The sequence below is a fragment of the Bacillus sp. 2CMS4F genome, from assembly GCF_023161785.1.
GTDB lineage: Bacteria > Bacillota > Bacilli > Bacillales > Bacillaceae > Bacillus > Bacillus halotolerans.
Window position 1 is genome coordinate 44,251 of record NZ_JALNTO010000010.1, and the last position, 26,331, is coordinate 70,581.

Genomic DNA, 26,331 nt, shown 5'->3' on the forward strand with positions numbered 1-26,331 from the left:
TGGAATAATCGTCACCATCAAAGGGAAATGTAGTCAGATAGAAAGCATTACATACGGAAAGGAATGGTTCGATGAAGGAAACAAGCCCGATTCCTCAGCCGAAGACGTTTGGACCGCTCGGCAATCTTCCTTTAATTGATAAAGATAAACCGACCCTGTCACTGATCAAATTGGCGGACGAGCAAGGTCCCATTTTTCAAATTCACACACCGGCGGGCACGACAATTGTGGTGTCCGGCCATGAACTCGTGAAAGAAGTTTGTGATGAAGAGCGTTTCGATAAAAGCATTGAAGGCGCTTTGGAAAAAGTTCGTGCGTTTTCCGGTGACGGATTGTTTACAAGCTGGACGCATGAGCCCAACTGGAGAAAAGCGCACAACATTCTGATGCCGACGTTCAGCCAGCGGGCCATGAAGGATTATCATGAAAAAATGGTCGATATCGCTGTTCAGCTGATTCAAAAGTGGGCCAGGCTCAATCCGAATGAAGCAGTCGACGTCCCTGCGGATATGACCCGGCTGACGCTGGACACGATCGGGTTATGCGGATTTAACTATCGTTTTAACAGCTACTACAGAGAAACGCCTCATCCGTTTATCAACAGCATGGTGCGCGCGCTGGATGAAGCGATGCACCAGATGCAGCGGCTTGATGTTCAAGATAAACTCATGGTCAGAACAAAGCGCCAATTCCAACACGATATTCAAACGATGTTTTCGTTAGTCGATAGCATTATTGCAGAGCGCAAGGCGGATGGGGACCAGGATGAAAAAGACTTGCTCGCCCGGATGCTGAAAGTGGAAGATCCGGAGACCGGGGAAAAGCTTGATGATGAAAACATCCGTTTTCAGATCATTACATTTTTAATTGCCGGCCATGAAACAACGAGCGGCCTGCTTTCGTTTGCAATCTACTTTTTATTGAAGCATCCCGACAAATTGAAAAAGGCGTATGAAGAGGTCGACCGGGTGCTGACGGATGCAGCGCCGACCTATAAACAAGTGCTTGACCTGAAATACATCCGGATGATTTTAAATGAATCATTGCGTCTATGGCCGACGGCTCCGGCTTTCAGCCTTTATCCGAAGGAAGATACGGTCATTGGCGGAAAATATCCGATCACAACCAAGGACAGAATTTCTGTCTTGATTCCGCAGCTTCACCGCGATCAAGACGCATGGGGAGAGGATGCTGAGGAATTCCGTCCAGAACGGTTCGAACATCAGGACCAAGTCCCTCATCATGCTTACAAGCCGTTCGGGAATGGCCAGAGAGCCTGTATTGGCATGCAGTTCGCCCTGCATGAGGCTACACTTGTGCTGGGCATGATTTTAAAGTATTTCACTTTGATTGATCATGAGAATTATGAGCTTGATATCAAACAAACGCTGACACTTAAGCCCGGTGATTTTCACATCCGGGTTCAAACGCGAAATCAGGAAGCGATTCATGCCGGCGTCCCGTCTGAGGAAAAAGCGGCGCACGACGATGAACAAAAGGGCAAACAGGAAACGAAAAGTGCATCAGTTATCGGTCTCAACAACCGGCCGCTTCTCGTACTGTATGGCTCTGATACCGGCACCGCGGAAGGCGTCGCCCGGGAGCTTGCAGATACAGCCAGTCTTCACGGCGTAAGGACTGAGGTGGCGCCCTTGAACGATCAGATTGGAAAGCTGCCGAAAGAGGGAGCCGTTGTGATCGTCACCTCTTCCTACAATGGAAAACCGCCAAGCAATGCGGGGCAGTTTGTGCAGTGGCTTGAAGAAATACGGCCAGATGAGCTTGAGGGTGTCCATTATGCGGTGTTTGGCTGCGGAGATCATAACTGGGCAAGCACGTATCAGTATGTACCCCGAATCATTGACGAGCAGCTAGCGGAAAAAGGGGCGACCCGTTTTTCTGCACGCGTAGAGGGCGATGTGAGCGGTGATTTTGAAGGACAGCTTGACCAGTGGAAAAAAAGCATGTGGTCGGACGCCATCAAAGCCTTCGGACTCGAGCTTAATGAAAACGCTGATAAGGAGAGAAGCACGCTGAGCCTTCAGTTTGTCAGGGGTCTGGGAGAATCCCCATTAGCCCGGTCGTATGAAGCGGTTCACGCATCCATTGCGGAAAATCGTGAACTCCAGTCCGCAGACAGTGGGCGCAGCACCCGCCATATTGAAATTGCGCTGCCTTCTGGCGTCGAGTACCGGGAGGGCGATCACCTTGGCGTTCTGCCAAGGAACAGCCGGACAAATGTCAGCCGGATTCTTCACAGATTCGGCTTAAAAGGAACTGACCAAGTTACACTGACGGCAAGCGGGCGCAGCTCCGGGCATCTGCCTTTGGATCGGCCTGTCAGCCTGCATGATCTGCTCAGCTACAGCGTCGAGGTGCAGGAAGCGGCAACAAGGGCGCAAATACGCGAGCTGGCCGCATTTACCGTCTGTCCGCCTCATAAACGTGAATTGGAAGATATGACGGAAGAGGGCGTTTATCAGGAACAAATTTTGAAAAAACGGATTTCCATGCTGGATCTGCTCGAACAATATGAAGCATGTGAAATGCCGTTTGAACGGTTTTTAGAGCTTTTACGCCCGTTAAAACCGCGGTATTATTCGATTTCAAGCTCTCCGCGGGTGAATCCGGAACAAGCCTCGATAACTGTAGGCGTTGTGCGCGGGCCGGCTTGGAGCGGCCACGGCGAATATCGCGGAGTGGCATCGAATGACTTGGCGGAGCGCAAGGCGGGAGATGATGTCGTGATGTTTGTCCGCACACCGGAATCCCGATTTCAGCTTCCGGAAGACCCTGAAACACCAATCATCATGGTGGGGCCGGGAACAGGGGTTGCGCCATTCCGCGGATTCCTGCAAGCCCGGACAGCTTTAAAACGCGAGGGAAAAACGCTCGGCGAAGCCCATCTTTATTTTGGCTGCAGAAATGACCGCGATTATATTTACCGGGATGAGCTTAAGCAGTTTGAACAAGAAGGAATTGTTACTGTGCACACGGCTTATTCCCGTAAAGAAGGCATACCGAAAACGTACGTTCAGCACCTCATGGCGGAACATGCGGAAACCTTAATTTCGATCCTCGACCGCGGCGGCCGGCTTTATGTATGCGGTGACGGCAGCAGGATGGCGCCTGATGTGGAGGCCGCGCTGCAAAACGCGTATCAGTCTGTTCATGGCACCAGTGAAGAAGAAGCGCAAAACTGGCTCAAACATCTGCAGGAAACAGGCATGTATGCAAAGGATGTCTGGTCGGGGATTTGATTGTTTTTACAAAGGGCTGGAAAGATCCAGTCCTTTTGTTATGTCCTTTTTAAAAAAATGTGATCTCGCTAAACGTCTGTGCATACAATAACCACAGTCCGCCTGATGGGCGGGCTGTCCTTTAGACCTATTTCTCGTTTTTGCTAGTTTATGTTATTCTTATACTCGGTATCTATTTCTTTTTTTCCAAAAGCGGGCATGACAAAAGAAACCTTTTTTATTTACGAGAAAAAAGTGAAACGAATTGAGGGCTTCTTTCGTCCAGTGTTTGGTTTGAAATAGGTGTAATAGAAATGGTATGGTGCAAAACGTAAATATCCCGGTATAGCGCGGTATATTTATTTGTTGTGTGATGCCTTGATTTTGTTTGGAAAGAAGGAATTGGAAGACAGGATAAAAGAGAAGGTAAAAGTAAATAAAGACTTAAAGTGTTTAAGAAAGTAGAGGTTGCCATGAAGAAACTTTTTTCTTACAAACTTAGCTTTTTTGTGTTGGCTGTTATACTGTTTTGGGCAAAAACGTATTTATCCTACAAAACAGAGTTTAACCTTGGGGTAAAAGGCACAACCCAAGAAATCCTTTTGGTGTTTAACCCGTTCTCAAGCGCCGTCTTCTTTTTAGGACTGGCTTTGCTTGCGAAAGGGCGAAAATCGGCTATTATCATGCTGATTATTGATTTTGTGATGACGTTCATTTTATATGCAAATATTTTATTCTATCGTTTCTTTGATGATTTCTTAACGTTCCCGAACATTAAACAGTCCGGCAACGTCGGAAACATGGGAGACGGTATTTTCAGCATCATGGCCGGTCATGATATTTTCTATTTCTTAGATATTATCATCTTGATTGCGGTACTGATCTGGAGACCTGAATTCAAAGGATTCAAAATGAAAAAACGTTTTGCGTCTTTGGTGATTCTTTCCGGGGTCGCACTGTTTTTCATCAACCTGCATTTTGCGGAAAAAGACCGTCCGCAGCTGCTGACAAGAACATTTGACCGCAATTATATCGTAAAATACTTAGGTCTTTACAATTACACCATTTATGACGGTGTGCAGACGGCTCAAACAGAAACGCAAAGAGCGTATGCAAGCAGCGATGATCTGACAAGTGTCGAGAATTACACGACGTCACATTACGCGAAGCCGAACGCTGAGTACTTTGGTTCTGCCAAAGGCAAAAACATCATTAAGATTCACCTGGAAAGCTTCCAGTCGTTCCTGATTGATTACAAGCTGAACGGTGAAGAAGTTACGCCATTCTTAAATAAACTGGCCCACGGCGGCGAAGACGTCACGTACTTCGATAACTTCTTCCATCAGACAGGTCAGGGTAAAACATCTGATGCCGAGCTGACAATGGATAACTCAATCTTCGGTCTTCCGGAAGGCTCCGCATTTGTAACAAAAGGCGAAAACACATACCAGTCGCTTCCTGCGATTTTGGATCAGAAGGAAGGCTATACAAGCGCCGTCCTGCACGGTGACTACAAATCGTTCTGGAACCGCGATCAGATTTACAAACATATCGGCTATGACAAATTTTTCGATGCAAGCACGTATGATATGTCAGAAGAAAACATCATTAATATGGGGCTCAAGGATAAGCCGTTCTTTACAGAATCGATTCCAAAACTTGAATCTCTGAAAAAGCCGTTTTACGCGCATTTGATTACCTTGACAAACCATTATCCGTTTAACTTGGATGAAAAAGACGCGACGATTAAGAAAGCGACGACTGGCGATAATACAGTTGACAGCTACTTCCAGACTGCCCGTTACCTTGACGAGTCCCTTGAGCAATTCTTCAAGGAACTGAAGGAAGCAGGTCTGTATGACAACTCAGTCATCATGATTTACGGTGACCACAATGGGATTTCTGAAAACCATAACCGCGCGATGAAAGAAATTCTCGGAAAAGAGATCACAGATTATCAAAACGCGCAAAACCAGCGTGTGCCTCTGATGATCCGCATTCCTGGCAAAAAAGGCGGAGTGAACCATACGTATGGCGGCGAAATTGACGTCATGCCGACACTTCTTCACTTGCAAGGTATTGATTCTGAGAAATATATCAACTTCGGTACCGATTTATTCTCTAAAGACCATGACGACACAGTGGCGTTTAGAAACGGCGACTTCGTAACGCCGAAGTACACATCTGTCGACAATATCATCTATGATACGAAGACAGGTAAAGAAGTAAAAGCGAATGAAGATACGAAGAACCTGAAAACGAGAGTGACACAGCAGCTGAAGCTTTCAGACAGTGTCCTTTACAAAGACTTGCTGAGGTTCCACAAACTCAGTGACTTTAAAGCCGTTGATCCTTCTGATTATCATTACGGCAAGGAAAAAGATATCGAATAAGACAAAGAAGAGCCTTGAGCGGGCGCATTGCCGCGCTCAGGGCTCTTTTTTTGTGTGGTTACATAACCAAGTTGAAAAAATAGATTCCATTTGGTCACCAAGGCTGCCTCTCTCTCATATCATTACAGTAGATTTTGAAACCGGTATTGGAATCGGACAAATTATCGGGGAAATGCCTTGATAGATTGTAAGGAGGTACCAAGTTTCGAACTCAATATTCATAGAGATGAGGGGTAGAGATGAAAGCGGTCATTCTCTGCGGCGGAAAAGGAACGAGAATGAGTGAGGTCACGAATGAACTTCCTAAACCGCTCGCCATGATAGGCGGAAAACCGATTCTATGGCATATTATGAAAATCTATCAGTACTACGGAGTGAATGAGTTTATTCTGCTTTTAGGCTACAAAGGAGAAAAAATCAAAGAATATTTTCTGAACTACGAATGGAAGCACAACAGCCTCACGCTCGACAGTTCTACAGGAGAGGTGCAGATGCTGGGACAGCCTGAAACGTGGAAAATCACATTTTTGGAGACAGGGGAAGACACGCTGACAGCCGGAAGAATCTTGCAGGCGAAGGACTACATCGGCGATGAAACGTTTATGCTCACCTATGGGGACGGGCTGGCCAATATCAATCTTTTTCATCTCATCAGCTATCATCAGACAAAGGGTGCTGCCGCGACTGTCACCGGCATTGATAAAGTCTCGCAGTTCGGCACCTTGACGGTTGAGGATGGCATAGCGAAAACATTTTCTGAAAAGACATCGAGTGACGGCATCATCAATGGCGGATTTTTCGTTCTCAATCCAAAGGTTTTCGATTATTTGCCGGAGGACGGAAACGCCATGTTCGAAGATGAACCGCTGAAGAATCTTGCGAAAGACGGTGAACTTGCCGTGTATCGCCATTACGGATTTTGGACGGCAATCGATACGTATAAAAATCTTTTGGAAGTCAACAAGATGTGGGATCAAGGACAACATGTATGGAAGGTATGGTGAACTGATTTGAGTTTCTGGAAAAATAAAAACGTATTTGTCACGGGTTGTACAGGTCTTTTAGGAAGCTATTTGGTGAAAGAGCTGATCGAACAGGGCGCAAACGTGACGGGGCTTGTCAGAGATCATGTGCCTCAGTCCAATCTTTATCAGGGAGAACATGTGAAGAAAATGAACATCGTGCAGGGCGCTCTTGAAGATTTGCCCGTGATTGAACGCGCACTTGGCGAGTATGAAATCGACACGGTGTTTCACCTCGCTGCACAAGCGATTGTCGGCGTAGCGAACCGCAACCCGGTTTCCACCTTTGAAGCGAATATTCTCGGCACGTGGAATGTTCTTGAGGCCTGCCGGAAGCATCCTTTAATCAAGCGTGTCATTGTCGCGTCAAGCGATAAAGCATACGGCGATCAAGAAAACCTTCCGTACGATGAAGATATGCCGCTGCAAGGCAAGCATCCGTACGACGTATCGAAAAGCTGCGCCGATCTGATCAGCCATACGTACTTTCACACCTATGGCCTGCCTGTCTGTATTACACGCTGCGGAAATCTGTACGGCGGCGGGGATTTGAACTTCAACCGTATCATTCCGCAGACGATTCAGCTTGTGCTGAACGGGGAAGCTCCCGAAATCCGCAGCGACGGCACCTTTGTCCGCGACTATTTCTATATTGAAGATGCCGTTCAGGCTTATCTGCTTCTGGCGGAGAAAATGGAGGAACACAATCTCGCCGGGGAAGCCTTTAACTTCAGCAATGAGATTCAGCTGACTGTGCTTGAGTTAGTCGAGAAAATATTAAAGAAAATGAACAGCAATCTAAAGCCGAAGGTGCTGAACCAGGGAAGCAATGAAATCAAGCACCAATATTTATCTGCGGAAAAAGCGAGAAAGCTGCTGAATTGGACACCTGCTTACACCATTGATGAAGGACTTGAAAAAACCATTGCGTGGTATACAGAATTCTTCAAAAAGTAACGCGAAATGAGGTGAACATACCGTGACGAGCGCCTATTGCACCGTTTTATCAAAAGGAAGATTATATCAGGCAGTCGCCTTATTTAAGTCTTTAGCGCAAGTCGATCAAGACAGCCCCATTTTTACGCTTTGTATGGATGATGACACGCACCGCGTATTGCAGAAATTGAATCTGAAGCAGCTGACACTTGTACCGGTGGCAGCGCTTGAAAATGAAACGCTCCTGAAGCTGAAGGATACACGGGATCAAAGCGAGTACTGCTGGACGATGAAGCCGATCTTTCTGCAAGCTGTGCTGAACAGCAATCCCGAGCTGAAACGGGTGACGTATATTGACGGAGATTTATTTTTCTACACCGACCCGTCACCGATATTTGCGAACCAGCCGGACTGCTCGGTGCTGCTTTCCCGGGGCGATATTATCATCCCTTCCTTTGAGAGAGAGCAAATTGATATGCTGCAGCGTCTGTTAGGCAGATATAACTCGGGCTTTATCAGCTTTAAACATGATAAAGCAGGAACGGACTGTCTGGAGTGGTGGAAGGAGCGCTGTCTTGAGGAGTGTAAAAATGCGCCGGGTGAAGGGAAATTCGGGGATCAGGGCTATTTGGATTATATGTCTGAGCTGTTTCCGAATGTGTGTGACATTACGACACCAGGTGTGAACATCGGCCATTGGAATTACGGACAGCATACGTTTTCCTGGAAGGATGACCGAATTGTGCTGGAAGATGGAAATCCGCTGATCTTCTATCATTTCAGCGGATATCGAATCGTCAGCATCAATGAAATCAAACAGATTCACGAAACAACACGCACAGACCTGCCGTTTGTGCATGAGCTGTACCAGCAGACCCTGCCACATATCATTCAGCATATCAAAGCGCTTGACCCTGAATTTAACGGTTTTGCTTCAAAAGATGATCACAAATAAATGATTAAATACAGGAAGTGAAAATGAAGTGAAAGCAAGCGTTATTATTCCTGCATATAATTCAAAGGAGCGCCTCTATAACAGCCTTCTGTCTTTAAACCAGCAGGAGTGCGATGAAGAGTTTGAGGTCATCGTAGCGGATAATGGCTCTGAGGACGGGACGCTCTCGATGCTCAAATCGTTTCAAGCGGACTTTCCGCTGATTTTTGTACGGATTAAAGAAAACAGGGGCATTGCATACGGAAGAAATCAGGCGGTCCGCAATGCCAGAGGAGATATTCTGATATTCCATGACAGCGATATGCTTGCTGCCAAGGATCTTGTGGCAAAGCATATCAAAGCGCATGAAAACGAAGAGAATCTTGTCGTGTGCGGGTTATTTTGGAAAAGGATCTACAGCTATTATTATGAGCGCTTTGAAGATGAACATAAGAAGCAGCTCGCAAAATTATATGATGAAATGCCGAGAAAAGACAAACAAAAGCTTCTAGCGGAAGCGGATATTAAAAACGAAAGCTTTCTGGATCAAAGCTTTGACCTTGATACCGATTTTATTGACGTGCTGAAGCGGATACTGGATGAATACGGCGATGACTTAAAGGGCTACCATATGCCGTGGCGTTTTTTTATCACAAACAATTCATCAGTAAAACGAAAGCATGTGGCTGATCTCGGTTTGTTTGACGAAGGCATTGTGCGGTACGGGTTTGAGGATTATGATCTTGGGATCAGGCTCCATCAGGCCGGACTCACGTTCAGGCTGCACCGCGATATTGTCAGCGTTCATCAGGAGCACCCGAGCAATTGTCAGTCAGTAGACGATATCAGAGCAAACATTGCCTATATGTGCGACAAATATAACAACATTCAGTCATTAGACGTTCATCTTGCCTTTAACGGCCCATTCCCTCCGGACATGACCAACAGGATCATGGATGATATTCATAAGCTGCTGGACTCGAAGAAATACGACATGCTGCTGCATCTGTTTCTTGAGCTGCTTCATGTCGTGAAGGATCGCAATCTGGACCCGGATTGGCAGAAAAAAACACCGCGGGTGACTGCGAAAAGCTTTGATTTGCAAGCCGTTCAAAAGCTTCTGCCAAAAGCGAAGAAGAAGCTTGGCGTGAACGATTTTGCCAATGCACTGTATGCGCTTGTCAATGATTTACTGCACGTGGATCTTAGATAAATGGATGTGGTATGGTGAGTCAATTTCATTTTTCAACAATAGTGTCAAGGACGCACATCTTTAAACTGATGCCTATGATTCATTCCCTCCATGAGCATTGCGATGATTTTCATTTATATGTGCTGTGTGTCGATCAGAAGGCATATGAATTGCTACAGCACGTGCCATGGGAGCATGTCACCTTTGTGCAGCTTTATGAAATGGAAGATCCGGAGCTATTGGAAGCGAAAAGCAACAGAACGTTCCATGAGTATTGCTGGACACTGAAGCCCGCATTTTTGTTCCATGTCATGAGTCAGTGGGATGACGCCGAATATTATGCCCATATGGATACCGATCTGTTTTTCTTTTCTGATCCAGCGCGTATTTTTGCCGAAAACCCGGCGGCTTCACTGTATTTGACCGATCACCGCAACTCGCCGCGGTTCATGTCTTATTATGAGCGGACCGGGCGTTTTAACACAGGCTTTGTCGGCGCCCGGAATACGGAAGAAGCCTATAAAGCGGTGTGGCAGTGGAGACAGGACTGCATTGAATATTGCACAGTGGAAATGAATACGAAAAGAAAGACGTACGGCGATCAAAGGTATGTGGAGAAGTGGCCGGCGCAGTATCAGGGTGTGCATGTTGTCAAATCAACCGGAGCCAATACGGCGCTTTGGAATATAGAAAACTATAAGGTGACTCAAAAGGACGGCCGCGTTTATCTAGATGAAACGCCGCTGATTTTCTATCATTTCTCCGGGTTTACATTGGTGACGGAGAACGAATTTAATCTTTGCTGGTATTACCGCATTGAAGACGAAGCGACAATTGAAATGATTTATATGCCTTATATATTAAACCTGAAAAGGTGGATTGACGAAATACAGTCGGCATTTCCGGACTTTGCGGACGGCTTTATCCCGAAGCACGCGGTGCCGGACACTCATTTTATACAGCTTGATTAAAAAACCCCTGCCAGGCGGCAGGGGTTTTTTCAGCTATGCCATTCTCTCAGTTTCTGATCACTCGGCAAAAGAAACGCGAGGATGCCAAGAATCGGGAGAAACGCAATGGCAATCATGGTCGGGGTCAGTCCCGCAGCATCAATGAGAGCGCCAAGGGCCACAGCTCCGATTGCTCCCATACCGAAGGCGAGGCCGACGGTTAAACCGGACATCGTGCCAATCTTTCCGGGGACAAGCTCCTGTGCATACACAACCGTTACGGAAAAGCTCGACATGAGAACCAAGCCGATCAAAGCGAGTACGCCATAGGCCAGAACCGGTCCGGCAAATGGAAGCAGAATCGCCAGCGGCGCTGAGCACAGCAGCGAGCCGAGAATGACAACTCGTTTTCCAAAACGGTCTGCGAGCGGGCCGCCGAGAAAGGTTCCGACAGCGCCAAACAGCAAAAAGACGAAAATATAGCTCTGAGCCTGCTGAATGCTTACGTGATATGTATCCATCGCGTAAAACGTGTAAAAGTTGCCAATCGCACTCGTATACCAAGAACGCGCGAAAATCAAAAAGATAATAATAATAAGAGCGGTTATAACGGACTTGGTGACAGACGAGTTTTGTTCAGCGGCTTTCTTTTGGGTGCCCTGCTTCTGTGCAAGACTGCCGAGCCGAGCGGCGTACCATTTTGCAATATAAAGCAGAAACATAACGGCGAGCGCGGCTACAAGTGTAAACCAGACAGCACCGAATTGTCCGAGCGGAACAAGGATCAGCGCGGTAATCAGGGGCGCCATCGCTTGGCCTGAGTTCCCTCCGACCTGATAAATGGACTGGGCAAGCCCGCGTTTTGTGCCGGCGGCCATATAAGCCACACGGGAGCCTTCCGGATGAAAAATAGCGGAGCCTAATCCGATGAAAAACACACAGCACAGGATCGTCACAAATGACGGGGCAAATGCAAGGCCCAATATGCCGAGCATGCTGGCAGTCAGCCCGATCGGCAGGGCGTACGGCCGCGGCCGTTTATCCGTATACCAGCCGACGACAGGCTGCATGACGGATGACACCATGTTTAACGTAAAAGCGATGATGCCGAGCTGTGTGAACGTCAAACTCATGGAGCGTTCCAAAATCGGGAACATGGCCGGAATCACAGCCTGAAGCGAATCGTTGAGCATGTGGCAGATTCCGATGATAAACAAAATCGGATACACGGTAGTGCCGGGTTTTTGAACAGGTTTTTCCTTCAGCGGGGCGGCAATAGCCAAATGATTCTCCTCCTAACATATATCACCAATGCATACCACCATATTATTCATAAGGTGAAGGATTTATCAAGAGGAAAAAAGACTCCTTCTGGAAAGAAGCAGCGCCCTCCGCCAAAAAACATTAACAGTTGATGATTGTATTTTCGATGTTCAGAATATGATATAGCTCTTCAAGCTTACGGATGTGATACGTTGGCACAACCTCTGTTTCAGTGAGATTCATGCCAGGGTTAAGCCAGCACGTATCAATTCCGGCGAGCTGTCCGCCTTTGATGTCCGCTGTCAGCGAATCGCCGATGATTAAGGTGTGCTCCGCTGAAAAATGGGGAATCCGTTCAAACACATAGTCGAAGTACTCTTTCATCGGCTTTTGAAAACCTGTGTCTTCAGAAACGAAAATGTCCTTAAAGAACGGAAATAATCCTGAATCTCTGAGACGCTTATATTGAGTACTGGAAACGCCGTTTGTCACGATATACAAATCAAAATGCTGTTCCAGTTTTGCGATGAGATCAAAAGCCCCGTCCATAAGCTGGTGCCCTTCTTCAAGAAAACGGCGATATTTCTGGTCTAGCAGCACTCCGTCTGCTTCATAGCCATATTCCTTGAACAAAGCGGAAAAGCGGGTGGTCATCACTTCATCGCGAGTCATGTCTCCGCCTTCAAAGGCTCTCCAGAGGCCTTGGTTAATGGTTTGATAACGGGATTCCATTTCATCGGTAAGCGGAATGTTCTGATCTTCAAACAGCAGGCGCAGCGCTAATTTTTCTGCCGCTGTAAAATCCAAAATGGTATTATCTACATCAAATAATAAAGTGCGGTATGGTTTCAAGGCTTGTCTTCCTTTCTGTATGTGTATTCAAAGTATAGCACACGCGAAAACGAAAAAAGCCGGCGGATTGGACGTTTGAAATGTCCGCACCGACGGCTTACAATTATTTGTTTAATAAGCTGTGTTTTTTTGCATAAAGGAAATAAACGATCGTTCCGACGGCGATCCAGATGACAAATGAAAGCCATGTGATGCCTGGAAGGCTGTACATAAACCAAAGGCATATTCCAGCGCTGATGATTGGCACAACCGGAACGAACGGCACCCTGAAGGAGGCTTTGATTTCCGGGTGTTTTTTTCTTAACACAATCACAGCGATCGAAATGACTGTAAATGCCGCAAGCGTTCCCATGTTTACAAGGTGCGCAAGTGTGCCGAGATTAATAAATCCTGCGATTCCCGCCGCGACAATTCCTGTCAGCCATGTGTTGCGGAACGGCGTTTTGAATGACGGATGAATCTTTGCGAACAATCCCGGCAAAAGACCGTCTCTGCTCATGGCAAAGGTTAAACGGACCTGGGCATACAGCAATGCGAGCATCACTGTTGTGATTCCGATGATAGCGCCGACAGAAATAATTCCCGCAACCGCATCCTGGCCGACGAATTTAAGCGCAAAGGATACCGGGTCACCGACATTTAATTTGGCATAAGGCATCATACCTGTCAAAACAAGCGATACCGTGATGTACAAAATGGTGCAGACGGCCAGAGCTGAAATGATGCCGATCGGCATATTTTTTTGCGGATGCTTCACTTCTTCTGAAGCGTTGGAAACTGCGTCAAATCCGAGATACGCGAAGAAAACCGTTGCCGCGCTCACAATGACGCCTTTCATTCCAAACGGCATAAAAGGAGTCCAGTTATCCGGTTTGACATAACCGAAGCCGACAATAATGAACAATAAAATAATTCCGATTTTCATCAGCACGATCACGTTGTTGAAGCGTGTACTTTCTTTGACACCTCTGCTGACAATTGCAGTGATGATGAGAATAATGACCGCAGCCGGAAGGTTAAACACGGCGCCCGGCGAGCTTCCCGGAGCTCCTGTCAGCGCAGCCGGAATATGAAAGTTGAAGCCGGCGAGCAGCGATTGAAAGTATGAAGACCAGCCCGTGGCAACCGCCGACAGCGCAATGACATATTCAAGCATGAGATCCCATCCGATTAAAAAGGCGAGCAGCTCTCCAAGTGTGATATAGGAGTATGAGTACACGCTTCCTGAAATCGGAATCGAAGACGAAAACTCAGCATAACAGAAGGCGGCAAGCGCACAGGCGAGACCCGCTAAAATGAACGATAAGATCAGGGCAGGACCGGCACCGGTCGCGGCCACAGTTCCTGTAATAACGAAAATCCCAGTGCCGATGACACACCCGATACCGAGAAGTGTTAAATCAAATGCGCTTAAAGTACGGGCAAGGCTTTTTGACTGGCTCTGCGCATGTAATGTTTCAAGCGGTTTTTTTCTAAATAATGAACTCATAAAAAGTTCCTCCTGGAAAATTCAAAATATTCTAATCATTATATACATTTCTCGTTGTATTATATTGTCGAAATTTGACGGCGTCAATCATATATTTTTCTGCTTTAAACGATAGAAGCTAAAAAGCGTTGCCGTAGCATAATATAGTAATTTTTACAAACAGGATATTGAATTTTGCTGATGGTGAACCGATAGAAATGATAGATTGGCCATATTTTGATTTGCTGTTAAAAAGGAGATGCTGACCATGTTTCAATATGAAGAATTAAACAAACAATTTATTGGCGGAAAATGGCAGGAGGGCAGCAGCCCAAATGTATTGGAAAACAAAAATCCTTATACTCAAAAAACAATCACATCCTTACAAAAAGCGACTGCTGATGATGTGGATGAAGCGTACCGGGCAGCGGCTTTGGCAAAGAAAAAATGGGATGCGGTCAACCCATTCGAGAAAAGAGCAATCTTAGAAAAAGCCGTTACGTATATCGAAGAGAATGAAGAAGCCATCATTTATTTGATTATGGAAGAGCTGGGCGGAACAAGGCTGAAAGCAGCTTTTGAAATCGGACTCGTGAAAAATATCATGAAAGAAGCGGCGACGTTCCCTGTCCGCATGGAAGGGAAAATTCTTCCTTCTACAATAGACGGCAAGGAAAACAGATTATATCGCGTACCGGCAGGCGTTGTCGGTGTCATCAGTCCTTTTAACTTCCCATTCTTTTTATCTATGAAATCAGTAGCGCCGGCACTCGGAGCAGGCAATGGCGTCGTTTTGAAGCCGCACGAAGAAACACCGATTTGCGGCGGTACGCTGATTGCGAAGATTTTTGAAAGCGCGGGCGTTCCGGAAGGACTGCTGAATGTTGTTGTCACTGACATTGCAGAAATCGGTGACAGCTTTGTCGAACATCCGGTGCCGCGGATCATCTCATTTACAGGATCTACGAAAGTGGGGAGCTACATCGGCCAGCTCGCGATGAAGCACTTTAAAAAGCCGCTTCTTGAGCTTGGCGGAAACAGCGCCTTTATCGTGCTTGAAGATGCGGATATCGAATATGCAGTCAATGCGGCAGTGTTCAGCAGATTTACCCATCAAGGCCAGATTTGTATGTCAGCCAATCGCGTACTGGTTCACTCATCAATTTATGATCAATTCCTTGAGCTGTATCAGGCAAAAGTGGAATCGCTGAAAGTTGGCGACCCGATGGACCCTGATACGATTATCGGGCCTTTAATCAACAGCAGGCAGACTGACGGGTTAATGAAATCTGTTGAGAAAGCGATTGAAGAAGGGGCTGTTCCAGTGAAGCTGGGCGGATTTAACGGGACGATCGTGGAGCCGACCATCTTAAAAGACGTGAAACCGTTTATGAGCATTGCAAAGGAAGAGCTGTTCGGGCCAGTCGTCTCCTTCATGAAGTTTGATTCAGAAGACGAAGCGGTGGATATCGCGAACGATACCCCATTTGGCTTAAGCGGAGCAGTGCATACCTCAAATCTTGAACGCGGCGTGGCTTTTGCGAAACGCATTGAAACGGGCATGATTCATGTTAATGACACGACGATTAATGATGAACCGAATGTGGCCTTCGGCGGTGAAAAGCAATCTGGCCTTGGCCGATTAAATGGCGAATGGAGTCTTGAAGAATTTACGACGCTGAAATGGATTTCGGTTCAGCACGAAAAACGCAGCTTCCCTTACTAATAAAAGGAGTGATTGGAATTGAGCATAAGAACGGAAAATGAAACAGCAGATCTTCTAGACGCATTTGTGAAAGTAGCCCCTTATTTAAACAGCCTGGTTCAGGATGATATTACAATCGGCATTTATGATACGGAGAAATTGCTGGTCAATATTCCGGCAAAAACCTTTTCCCTTAACGTAAAAGCCGGAGATCCGCTGCAGGAAGGGGATATCATCACAGACGCGATCCGCAGCAATCAGAAAAAAACGAGCATGGTGCCGAAAGAATTGTTCGGCTTTCCATTGATCGCACGCGCCATCCCGCTTCATGACCAGAACGGAAGAGTGATTGGGGGAGTGGGCCTCGGCACGAGCCTTGAGGAGTCCTCTAAGCTTCATGATGTAGCGGAAAGCTTATCGGCAGTTGTTGAACAAACGGCTGCGGCCATTTCCGATATTTCTGAATCAATTAACGGTTTCTCATCGCAAATGTCGGGCATTTCCTCACAAGCGAAAAAGGTAAGCGAAAGCGCGGGAGAAATCGCCGATATTTCAGTAACCGTGAAAGGCATTTCTGACCAGAGCAATCTGCTCGGTTTAAATGCTGCGATTGAAGCCGCACGGGCAGGGGAGTCCGGAAAAGGATTTTCTGTCGTAGCGGATGAAATCAGAAAGCTTGCAACGCATTCGAAAGAAAATGTCGGCCAGATCGATCAGATCACGAAAAAAATCCACAGCCTGTTAAAAGGGCTGGAAGAATCGATTGAATCGATTAATCAGCATACTGACGGACAAGCTGCTGCTGTTGAACAGATTTCCGCCACGATGCAGGAGATCTCAGGCAGTGCGCAGCATCTCGCTAAAATGGCAGAAAAAGCGCTTGAAGAAGAGTAAGAGACTGGGGACAGAGTCCCCGGTCTTTTTTTCTGTCCGGTATTTCCATGAAATTTGTCTGCTCTTTTACTAGTTTTATTCCAGCGGCTGATTTAAAATGTACACATGAACTTACGTGAGGATTGATAGGAACCATGAGCATACTAAAAGCGGAGAACCTTTACAAAACATACGGAGATAAGACGTTATTTGACCATATCTCCTTTCATATTGAAGAGAATGAGAGAATCGGATTAATCGGGCCGAACGGCACCGGAAAATCAACGCTGCTGAAAGTGATTGCCGGCTTGGAATCTGTTGAAGAAGGCGACATCGCCAAATCCGGCAGCGTGCATGTTGAATTTCTTCATCAGGACCCGCAGCTGCCTGCTGGACAAACTGTACTGGAGCATATTTATTCCGGTGAATCGGCTGTCATGAGAACGCTCCGTGAATATGAAAAGGCGCTCTATGAACTGGGAGAAGACCCGGAAGATGAAAAACGCCAGAAACACCTGCTGGCTGCGCAGGCGAAAATGGATGCAAACAATGCGTGGGATGCGAATACCTTGGCGAAAACGGTGTTATCGAAGCTGGGAGTAACTGACGTGACAAAGCCTGTCAACGAGCTCTCAGGCGGACAGAAAAAACGGGTGGCGATTGCGAAAAACTTAATCCAGCCCGCCGACCTCCTGATCTTAGACGAGCCGACGAACCATTTGGATAATGAAACGATTGAATGGCTTGAAGGGTATTTGGCGCAATATCCAGGCGCCGTCATGCTGGTGACGCACGACAGGTACTTCTTAAACCGCGTGACAAACCGCATTTATGAGCTTGAACAGGGCAGTCTCTATACCTACAAAGGCAACTATGAAGTCTTTTTGGAAAAGCGCGCGGAACGGGAAGCGCAGGCCGAGCAAAAAGAAACGAAGCGGCAAAATCTGCTGCGCCGTGAACTGGCGTGGCTCAGACGCGGAGCGAAAGCACGCTCCACAAAACAAAAGGCGAGAATCGGCAGGGTAGAGTCGCTTAAGGAGCAGAAAGGACCTCAGTCAGCCGGCTCGCTCGACTTTGCGATCGGCTCCCACCGTCTTGGAAAGCAAGTAATCGAAGCGGAGAACGTGATGATCGCTTATGGAGGAAACGTGCTTGTCGATCGATTCAATGAACTGGTTATACCAGGTGAACGAATCGGGATCATCGGGCCGAACGGCATTGGAAAAACAACACTGTTAAACAGCCTTGCCGGACGAATCACTCCTGACGGCGGGCATATTACGATCGGCCAAACAGTAAGAATCGGCTACTATACCCAGGATCACAGTGAAATGAACGGTGAGCTGAAGGTGATTGAATACATTAAGGAAACAGCGGAAGTCGTGAAAACAGAGGACGGCGATATCGTCACCGCTGAACAAATGCTTGAGCGCTTCCTCTTCCCGCGCTCCATGCAGCAAACCTATATCCGCAAGCTGTCCGGCGGAGAAAAACGGCGCTTATATTTGCTTCAGGTTCTGATGCAGGAGCCGAATGTGCTGTTTCTCGATGAGCCGACGAACGACTTGGACACAGAAACGTTAAGCGTGCTTGAGGATTATATTGAACAGTTCCCTGGCGTTGTCATCACCGTATCCCATGATCGCTACTTCCTTGACCGCGTCGTAGACCGTTTGATTGTATTTGAAGGGAATGGCGTGATTTCACGGTTCCAAGGCTCCTACAGTGACTATATGGAGCAGGCCAAAGCGAAAAAAACGGCTGAAAAACCCGCAGCAGAAATCAAACCGGCTGAAGCGGAACCGAAGAAAAAACGGAAAAAGCTTTCTTACAAAGATCAGCTTGAATGGGACGGCATTGAAGATAAAATTGCCGAGCTTGAAGAAAAGCATGAACAGCTCGAAGCGGATATCGCCGCTGCGGGCAGTGATTTCGGGAAAATTCAAGAGCTGATGGCTGAGCAGGCAAAAACAGCGGAAGAGCTTGAGACAGCGATGGATCGCTGGACGGAATTGTCCCTCATGATAGAAGAGCTGGAAAACTAGAAAAGTGCGGCCCGCAGCAGGCCGCACTTTTTTTCACATAATGTACAAAAACGAAACGGCCAGCTTATGATAGGATGGAATTGTGTGTCAGCAGCACACGGAAAACTAACGGAGATGATGAAGTATGACATGGGCTATCGTGATGTTAATCCTCATGAGTCTGGTGAAAATCGTATTAACCTGCCTGCCAACAGGCGTCATAGAATGGCTGCTCAGCAAATTCGAGGTGCACGCCAAGCTGAACGACGAAGATGCTGTTCTCTCTCTAGATGGAAAACGGCTCGAGGGTGAAGAGAAAAGGCACATGATCGATCAATTTAACGAAGCTGTCTTCCTGGAGAAATATTATATTTACCCAGGCGACGAAGAGCGTTATTTATACCCTGAAAACGGCGGAACACCGCTCGTGATAGATACGAAAAAAGGCAAAAAAGATGTAAAGCTGTTTGTGTACAGCTACGATGACCATATCGATGTCGTGAAACAGTACAAGAAGAAGGTTATCGCATATCGACTGCTTTCTGAAAGCATGCAAAAGCAGTCTTTGTCAGTGACAGGGAGCTTAGCTTAAAATAGGATAATGAAAGACGGGTGCTTTATGTACTCGTCTTTTTTATTACCTTTCAAAACTTAACGTTTACGTTAAGGTCCGAAAGGTGTATAATGATAACAGAACAGGCGAAGGGGGATTTACCATGGAATGGATGAAGATTGATCAAGTTGCCAAAAGAAGCGGGCTGACAAAGCGGACCATTCGGTTTTATGAAGAAATCGGCTTGATTCCAGCGCCGAAACGGACGGAAGGCGGCGTTAGACTTTATTCAGAGGATGATATGGAAGAGCTTGAGAAAGTGATCAGCACAAAGGAAGTGCTTGGTTTTTCCCTTCAGGAGCTTCAGCATTTCATGGAAACTAGCCGCCAGCTTGAGTTAAACAAAGAGGGGTATTTGTTGTCACTGGATCCAAAGGAACGGAAAGAGAAGCTGGAGGAAATTCAGGAAACGCTGAATCACCAGCTGGATTTGATTGATGAAAAAATCCGCACATTCCAAAGCTTTAAGGAACGTCTGCACGGGATGAAAGACAAAGCGGAACATGCCATTCAATCAATCGAATAAAACGTTTGGTAAACGCTATTTTTGTAGCGTTTCTTTTAATGGAATAAAGATGGAGGTCAGATCAAATGGACAATACAAAACAAGTGAATCAGAAGACAGGTTTGCTGAATCAGCCGAAAGCTGTATGGGCTGTCGCGTTTGCCTGTGTGATTTCCTTTATGGGAATCGGGCTGGTCGATCCTATTCTTCCGGCGATTGCCGCACAATTACATGCTTCACCTAGTGAAGTATCACTCTTATTTACAAGTTATTTGCTCGTTACCGGATTTATGATGTTTTTCTCAGGAGCCATTTCCAGCAGGATCGGCGCAAAATGGACGTTAATTCTCGGACTTATTTTTATTATTATCTTTGCAGCGCTTGGCGGAAGTTCAAGCTCAATTGCTCAGCTTGTCGGCTATCGCGGCGGCTGGGGACTAGGTAATGCTTTATTTATTTCAACAGCGCTTGCGGTCATTGTCGGCGTGTCTGTCGGCGGCAGCGCTCAAGCGATTATTTTGTATGAGGCGGCGCTCGGACTCGGGATTTCCGTCGGACCGCTTGCAGGCGGAGAGCTTGGAAGCATTTCATGGCGCGCGCCGTTCTTCGGGGTATCTGTCCTGATGTTTATTGCGTTAATCGCCATTTCTTTGATGCTGCCGAAATTGCCTAAACCGGCGAAGCGCGTTGGGGTATTTGACGCCATGAAGGCACTCAAATATAAAGGCCTTTTGACAATGGCGGTATCGGCTTTCTTATACAACTTTGGATTTTTTATTTTGCTCGCTTATTCTCCGTTCGTTCTGGATTTAGATGAACACGGCCTTGGATATGTTTTCTTTGGCTGGGGACTTCTGCTGGCGATTACGTCAGTCTTTACGGCGCCGCTCGTGCACAAAGCGCTGGGTACAGTGCGTTCCTTGGTTGTTCTCTTTATCGCCTTTGCGGTCATTCTGATCATCATGGGCATCTGGACAGAGCATCAGGCGTTGATTATTACATGTATCGTTGTGGCCGGTGCTGTCCTTGGTATGGTCAACACGATCATGACAACAGCTGTCATGGGCTCTGCGCCGGTTGAACGTTCAATCGCGTCTTCAGCCTACAGCTCAGTCCGCTTCATCGGCGGAGCGATCGCTCCGTGGATTGCGGGAATGCTGTCAGAACACTTCACAGCAAGCGCGCCGTATACGGTTGGCGGAATTGTTGTTCTTGTCGGTATGCTTGTGCTTCTGCTAGGTCGTAAACATCTTGCCGGAATTAAGGCAGGACATTAATAAGGAAAGACACTGCTAAGGTGCAGTGTCTTTTTTTATTTGCTTAATCTTTCCCTCATAATGGTATGATTGCATTTCCTGTCAGATAGCATTTATCATTTTTTTAACCCCTTCTATTATGAAGTGAAATGGCATGCAAGGATATGTTTTTAGTCTCGATTGAACCGGCTCACCATTTGCAATCGGTTATAATCTAATCATAATGGAATCGACGCGGCGGGCATTTATCTTGAGGAAGCCGAGAATGTGTCTGTGCATTTACGGTTGCCTTATCAAATAATAGTTCATGCTGAAGAGGGATCATTTTCCATGCATAAGGCAAAGCCTGACGCATATGACCTGAAGTGTTTACACATGCTTTATCAATACATACACAGCGTTATGAAAAACAGCTTTTCGGTTGAATGCTTCACTGCATGGGCTGATGAGGAAGACCTTGAACTGTCTGCCAAAAGAGAGCTGATACTTGATGAATTCATATCTCCATTGCAGCTCATTTTAAAAGACAGAGAGCTTTTGAGAATCGTTCAGAAAAAATGGCAGTAAAAAACCCACCCTTTACCAGGCGGGTTTTTTCGTAACATTAAAGCACTTTCGTCGTCCAAGACTCGCAGTTCCATGTTTCTGTCGCGATGTCCATATAGAAATCAGGCTCGTGAGAAATAAGAAGAATGGAGCCTTTGTATTCTTTGAGGGCGCGCTTGAGCTCTTCCTTGGCGTCGACATCCAAGTGGTTTGTCGGCTCATCGAGCACCAGCAGGTTGGTTTCCGAATTGATCAGCTTGCATAATCTGACCTTCGCTTTTTCGCCTCCGCTTAATACGGAGACGCGGCTTTCGATATGTTTTGTCGTCAGTCCGCATTTTGCCAGAGCGGCGCGGATTTCATACTGTGTATACGAAGGGAATTCGCTCCAAACTTCTTCAATACACGTATTGTTGTTTGTTTCCTTGATCTCTTGCTCGAAATAGCCGGTAAAGAGGTGCTCGCCTCGTTCAACAGAGCCTTCGAGCGGCTGGATTTCGCCAAGCAGGCTTTTCAGCAATGTCGTTTTCCCGATCCCGTTTGCGCCGTAAAGGGCGATTTTTTGGCCGCGCTCCATGCGGAGGTTCAGCGGACGTGAGAGCGGGGAATCGTAACCGATCACGAGATCCTTCGTTTCGAAAACCAGCTTTCCTGATGTTCTGGCTGGCTTGAAGTGGAATTCAGGTTTCGGTTTTTCAGCCGCCAGCTCGATCATATCCATCTTGTCGAGTTTCTTTTGGCGGGACATCGCCATGTTTCGCGTGCTGACCCGGGCTTTGTTGCGGGCAACGAAATCCTTCAGCTCTGCGACTTCCTGCTGCTGTTTTTTGTAGGCCGCTTCAAGCTGCTGTTTCTTCACCTCGTAGACTTCCATAAACTGATGGTAGTCGCCGACATAGCGTGTCAGCTCCTGATTTTCTACATGATAAATCAAGTTGATGACGCTGTTTAAGAACGGAATGTCATGGGAAATCAAGATGAACGCATTCTCGTACTCCTGCAGGTAGCGTTTCAGCCATTCGATATGCTGTTCATCAAGGTAGTTGGTCGGCTCATCGAGAAGCAGGATTTCCGGTTTTTCCAGAAGCAGCTTGGCGAGAAGCACTTTTGTGCGCTGACCCCCGCTCAGATCAGTAACGTCACGGTCAAGTCCGATATCACTCAAGCCAAGTCCGCGTGCAATTTCTTCCACTTTAGAATCAATCACATAAAAATCATTGTTCGTCAGCGCGTCTTGAATAACACCGACGTCTTCAAGAAGCTTTTCAAGCTCGTCAGGATCCGCTTCGCCCATTTTGTTATAAATCTCATTCATTTCTTCTTCCATTGCAAATAAATAATGGAAAGCGTCTTTCAGCACATCACGGATGGATTTTCCTTTTTCAAGCACAGTATGCTGATCCAGATAGCCGACACGGACGTTTTTTGACCATTCGACTTTTCCTTCATCAGGCTCAAGCTTTCCGGTAATAATATTCATGAAGGTTGATTTTCCTTCACCGTTCGCGCCAATCAGACCGACGTGCTCGCCTTTTAAAAGACGGAAAGATACATTATTAAAAATGGCCCGGTCACCGAAGCCGTGGCTTAAGTCCTTTACAGATAAAATACTCATGTTTACACCTCTATCGTTTATCGAACACGCTGTATGGCGTGTATTTCTCACCTTTTGATTATAAAGGAGGAAGACGATTGTTGAAAGGCATAGGAAAGAAAAAGAAAAATTGCGTTCCGCGCGCTGTTTTGAGATACTATGGAATAGATTTCAGGAATCGAGGAGAACAAAATGACGCAAACTTGGCCATTTTTACATAATGCACAATCATTTATCAAAGAAAATTGGAACGCTTCAGGTTTCGAAAAGCCGACTCCTGTGCAGGAGCAGGCGGCCCAACTCATCATGGAAGGTAAGGATGTCATCGCAGAATCGCCGACAGGAACAGGTAAGACGCTTGCCTACGCACTGCCGGTATTGGAGCGCATCAAACCTGATCAGAAGCATCCGCAGGCGGTGATTTTAGCACCTTCACGTGAGCTGGTGATGCAGATTTTTCAGGTGATTCAGGACTGGAAAACGGGATCAGAATTACGCGCAGTTTCCTTAATCGGCGGAGCGAATGTGAAAAAGCAGGTCGAAAAGCTGAAAAAGAATCATCCGCATATTATCGTCGGGACGCCGGGCAGGGTGTTTGAGCTGATTCAAGCGAAAAAACTCAAGATGCATGAAGTGAAAACGATCGTACTTGATGAAACCGATCAGCTTGTCTTGCCGGAGCATCGTGAAACGATCAAGCAAATCATTAAAACGACATTAAGAGACCGCCAGCTTCTTTGTTTTTCAGCCACGCTGAAGAAAGAAACAGAAGACGTGCTCCGCGACATGACGAAAGAGCCCGAGGTGTTGAAGGTAGAACGCAGCAAAGCGGAAGCGGGAAAAGTGAAGCATCAATACATCATCTGTGACCAGCGCGACAAAGTGAAGCTGCTGCAAAAGCTTTCAAGACTTCATGGCATGCAGGCGCTTGTGTTTGTGAGAGATATCGGTAACCTTAGTGTGTACGCGGAAAAGCTGGCGTACCATCATGTCGACCTTGGCATTCTTCACAGTGAGGCCAAGAAGATGGAGCGGGCGAAGATCATTAAAGCGTTTGAGCAGGGCGAGTTCCCGCTGCTTTTGGCAACTGACATTGCCGCGCGCGGTTTGGATATTGAAAACCTGCCGTATGTGATCCACGCCGATATTCCTGATGAAGACAGCTATGTTCACAGATCTGGACGAACAGGACGGGCTGGAAAAGAAGGGAACGTGCTGAGTCTTGTCACGCGTATGGAAGAATCAAAGCTGAAGAAAATGGCGAAGAAACTTGGCGTGGAGCTGAGTGAAGCTGTTTATTCAGGCGGTAACCTGAATACGAAATAAAAGGAAGGGCGGAATCGCCCTTCCTTTTTGCTGTAAAATAAAAGAAAATAGGAGCGGGGTGAGGAGATGGCTTCGATAGACAGTTTTCGTTTTTTGAAGGAGTCTGAGCTGAACATTATTGAAAAGTGGTTTGAGAATGAGAATGTCAGGCAGAGAATGGATGGAATGCTGCCATTACATCAGTGGTACGCCCGAGTGATTAATGATGAAAGCAATGCTGTCATGATGGCATATGACCAACAGCTGCCGGCAGGGGTGGTCATCATTGAGTTCGTGGAGGATAAGGCGTATATGGGATTGATCGTAAATCCTCAGCATCATCTTCAAGGTTATGGGAAAACGATATTACGTAAATTAATTGCTGATCCCAATTTCGCGAGGGTAAGTGAATGGGCTGCCTGCATTGAAGAAGACAATCAAATCAGTTTATCCTGTTTTAAAGCAGCCGGGTTTACGTCGGTAGAAACAGAACCGGATGAAGATGGATTTTTCACTTTGACTCTTCGTCATTGACGTATTCTCAAAAATAAAAGGAGGGCGGAAAGCCCTCCTTTTTTAGGTATAATCTCAGCTTTGATCACTGACTTTGATCAGCTGTTTTCCTTTATTTTCTCCTTTAAATAAGCCAAGAAATGCGTCCGGAATGTTTTCGAAGCCATCAGTGATCGTTTCCTCATAATGAAGTTTTCCGTCTCTCAGCCATTCCGCCAGCTGTTTTGCACCTTCAGGAAAACGGTCGGAGTAGTCGCTTACGATAAACCCTTGCATCAGCGCCTTCGTTTTGATCAGCTTGGATTGGACGCGAGGGCCCATGTCATCCGCTTCGTTTTCCGCGTTGTAGGAAGAAATGGCGCCGCATACCGGAATGCGGGCAAACTCATTGAGGAGGTTCATGACCGCATCTGAAATCGGCCCGCCGACATTGTCAAAATACACATCGACACCGTTCGGACAAGCGTCAGCAAGCGCTTGTTGAATATCATCTGCAGTTTTGTAATTAATCGCTTCGTCAAATTGCAGTTCATTCTTTAGGTATTCAATTTTGTCATCAGAGCCTGCGATACCGACGACGCGTGCTCCCTTGATTTTGGCGATCTGTCCGACAGCGGAACCGACAGCCCCTGCTGCTCCGGAGACAACCACGGTTTCGCCTTCTTTCGGGCGGCCGATGTCCAGCAGGCCGAAATATGCCGTCAAACCGGTCATTCCTAAAATGCCGAGATACGCTGAAGCAGGGGCGAGACCTGTATCAATTTTTCGCACGGCGGACTCGCTGACAGTGGAATATTCCTGCCAGTTCAGGTTTCCGATGACGATTTCTCCTTGTTTCAGCTTATCTCCGTCTGACACGACTTCAGCAATGACACCGCCTGACAGCGCTTCGTCTAAGGCAAATGGCTCTACGTATGACTTCGTGTCTTGCATTCGTCCGCGCATGTAAGGATCGACTGACACATAGAGTGTTTTGACAAGCACCTCACCTTGCTTCGGCTCAGGAACGGGGATCGTTTCAAAGCGGAAATCTTCGTGAACGGGCACCCCTTGCGGACGTCTTGCTAATTGAATCTGCTGTTGAGCTGTTGTCATATTCATCCTCCTATCATTTGATTGACACCAATGTAACACGGACAAGTGATGAA

21 protein-coding genes are annotated in these 26,331 nt (G+C 46.8%); 16 read left to right on the forward strand and 5 right to left on the reverse strand.

Annotation, left to right across the window (positions count from 1 at the left end; all coding sequences use genetic code 11):
* Positions 1-71: 71 nt before the first annotated feature.
* From MTN95_RS14455 to MTN95_RS14485, 7 genes are all read left to right on the forward strand, one after another.
* Positions 72-3,260, forward strand: a complete 3,189-nt coding sequence (locus MTN95_RS14455; protein ID WP_248338700.1) for a bifunctional cytochrome P450/NADPH--P450 reductase — start codon at positions 72-74, stop codon at positions 3,258-3,260.
* A gap of 452 nt (positions 3,261-3,712) precedes the next feature.
* Positions 3,713-5,632 (forward strand): lipoteichoic acid synthase LtaS1, encoded by a 1,920-nt coding sequence (ltaS1, locus tag MTN95_RS14460; protein WP_024120525.1) that lies wholly within the window; start codon positions 3,713-3,715, stop codon positions 5,630-5,632.
* A gap of 239 nt (positions 5,633-5,871) precedes the next feature.
* A complete protein-coding gene (locus MTN95_RS14465) occupies positions 5,872-6,636 on the forward strand; it encodes a glucose-1-phosphate cytidylyltransferase (RefSeq protein WP_105991330.1) in 765 nt (254 codons plus the stop codon).
* Between the two features lie 6 nt (positions 6,637-6,642).
* Complete coding sequence (locus MTN95_RS14470; RefSeq protein WP_024120527.1) at positions 6,643-7,611, forward strand: GDP-mannose 4,6-dehydratase; 969 nt, start codon at positions 6,643-6,645, stop codon at positions 7,609-7,611.
* 22 nt (positions 7,612-7,633) lie between these two features.
* Positions 7,634-8,545: a putative nucleotide-diphospho-sugar transferase gene (locus tag MTN95_RS14475; RefSeq protein WP_248338703.1), complete on the forward strand. Its 912-nt coding sequence runs from the start codon at positions 7,634-7,636 to the stop codon at positions 8,543-8,545.
* 28 nt (positions 8,546-8,573) lie between these two features.
* Entirely contained in the window at positions 8,574-9,737 is a 1,164-nt protein-coding gene (locus MTN95_RS14480; RefSeq protein ID WP_059293865.1) for a glycosyltransferase family 2 protein, read from the forward strand.
* A 14-nt stretch (positions 9,738-9,751) separates the two neighbouring features.
* Positions 9,752-10,687, forward strand: a complete 936-nt coding sequence (locus MTN95_RS14485; protein WP_248338705.1) for a glycosyltransferase family protein — start codon at positions 9,752-9,754, stop codon at positions 10,685-10,687.
* Positions 10,688-10,716: 29 nt separating this feature from the next.
* Here MTN95_RS14485 and MTN95_RS14490 read toward each other — a convergent pair whose 3' ends face one another.
* The 3 genes from MTN95_RS14490 to bcaP form a co-directional block, all read right to left on the reverse strand.
* Positions 10,717-11,949, reverse strand: coding sequence for an MFS transporter (locus tag MTN95_RS14490; RefSeq protein ID WP_059293863.1), 1,233 nt, complete (start codon positions 11,947-11,949; stop codon positions 10,717-10,719).
* Positions 11,950-12,070: 121 nt separating this feature from the next.
* On the reverse strand, positions 12,071-12,781 hold the full coding sequence (locus tag MTN95_RS14495) for a YjjG family noncanonical pyrimidine nucleotidase (protein ID WP_248338707.1): 711 nt from the start codon (positions 12,779-12,781) through the stop codon (positions 12,071-12,073).
* Positions 12,782-12,884: 103 nt separating this feature from the next.
* A complete protein-coding gene (gene bcaP / locus MTN95_RS14500) occupies positions 12,885-14,270 on the reverse strand; it encodes a branched-chain amino acid transporter BcaP (protein ID WP_105954800.1) in 1,386 nt (461 codons plus the stop codon).
* Between the two features lie 247 nt (positions 14,271-14,517).
* Here bcaP and yfmT point away from each other — a divergent pair, with 247 nt between their 5' ends.
* The 7 genes from yfmT to MTN95_RS14535 all read left to right on the forward strand — a co-directional run bounded on the left by yfmT (position 14,518) and on the right by MTN95_RS14535 (position 21,792).
* Positions 14,518-15,975, forward strand: coding sequence for a benzaldehyde dehydrogenase (gene yfmT, locus MTN95_RS14505; RefSeq protein WP_248338708.1), 1,458 nt, complete (start codon positions 14,518-14,520; stop codon positions 15,973-15,975).
* A 468-nt stretch (positions 15,976-16,443) separates the two neighbouring features.
* Positions 16,444-16,848 (forward strand): methyl-accepting chemotaxis protein, encoded by a 405-nt coding sequence (locus MTN95_RS21690; protein WP_369888597.1) that lies wholly within the window; start codon positions 16,444-16,446, stop codon positions 16,846-16,848.
* A gap of 134 nt (positions 16,849-16,982) precedes the next feature.
* Entirely contained in the window at positions 16,983-18,872 is a 1,890-nt protein-coding gene (locus MTN95_RS14515; RefSeq protein ID WP_248338709.1) for an ABC-F family ATP-binding cassette domain-containing protein, read from the forward strand.
* Between the two features lie 124 nt (positions 18,873-18,996).
* Complete coding sequence (locus MTN95_RS14520; RefSeq protein WP_044163571.1) at positions 18,997-19,443, forward strand: YfmQ family protein; 447 nt, start codon at positions 18,997-18,999, stop codon at positions 19,441-19,443.
* Between the two features lie 124 nt (positions 19,444-19,567).
* Positions 19,568-19,990 carry a MerR family transcriptional regulator gene (locus tag MTN95_RS14525; RefSeq protein ID WP_024120538.1) on the forward strand — a complete coding sequence of 141 codons (423 nt, stop codon included), beginning with the start codon at positions 19,568-19,570 and terminating at the stop codon, positions 19,988-19,990.
* A 65-nt stretch (positions 19,991-20,055) separates the two neighbouring features.
* Positions 20,056-21,246 (forward strand): MFS transporter, encoded by a 1,191-nt coding sequence (locus MTN95_RS14530; RefSeq protein WP_105991338.1) that lies wholly within the window; start codon positions 20,056-20,058, stop codon positions 21,244-21,246.
* A gap of 309 nt (positions 21,247-21,555) precedes the next feature.
* A complete protein-coding gene (locus tag MTN95_RS14535; RefSeq protein WP_248338710.1) occupies positions 21,556-21,792 on the forward strand; it encodes a hypothetical protein in 237 nt (78 codons plus the stop codon).
* Positions 21,793-21,829: 37 nt separating this feature from the next.
* Here MTN95_RS14535 and MTN95_RS14540 read toward each other — a convergent pair whose 3' ends face one another.
* On the reverse strand, positions 21,830-23,386 hold the full coding sequence (locus tag MTN95_RS14540; protein ID WP_105991339.1) for an ABC-F family ATP-binding cassette domain-containing protein: 1,557 nt from the start codon (positions 23,384-23,386) through the stop codon (positions 21,830-21,832).
* Between the two features lie 171 nt (positions 23,387-23,557).
* Here MTN95_RS14540 and MTN95_RS14545 point away from each other — a divergent pair, with 171 nt between their 5' ends.
* Positions 23,558-24,691 (forward strand): DEAD/DEAH box helicase, encoded by a 1,134-nt coding sequence (locus tag MTN95_RS14545; protein WP_059336007.1) that lies wholly within the window; start codon positions 23,558-23,560, stop codon positions 24,689-24,691.
* Between the two features lie 66 nt (positions 24,692-24,757).
* On the forward strand, positions 24,758-25,204 hold the full coding sequence (locus MTN95_RS14550) for a GNAT family N-acetyltransferase (RefSeq protein ID WP_105991341.1): 447 nt from the start codon (positions 24,758-24,760) through the stop codon (positions 25,202-25,204).
* A gap of 54 nt (positions 25,205-25,258) precedes the next feature.
* On the opposite strand, the gene MTN95_RS14555 is transcribed toward MTN95_RS14550, so the two are convergent.
* Positions 25,259-26,278: an NADP-dependent oxidoreductase gene (locus tag MTN95_RS14555; RefSeq protein WP_248338712.1), complete on the reverse strand. Its 1,020-nt coding sequence runs from the start codon at positions 26,276-26,278 to the stop codon at positions 25,259-25,261.
* Between the last annotated feature and the right edge of the window lie 53 nt (positions 26,279-26,331).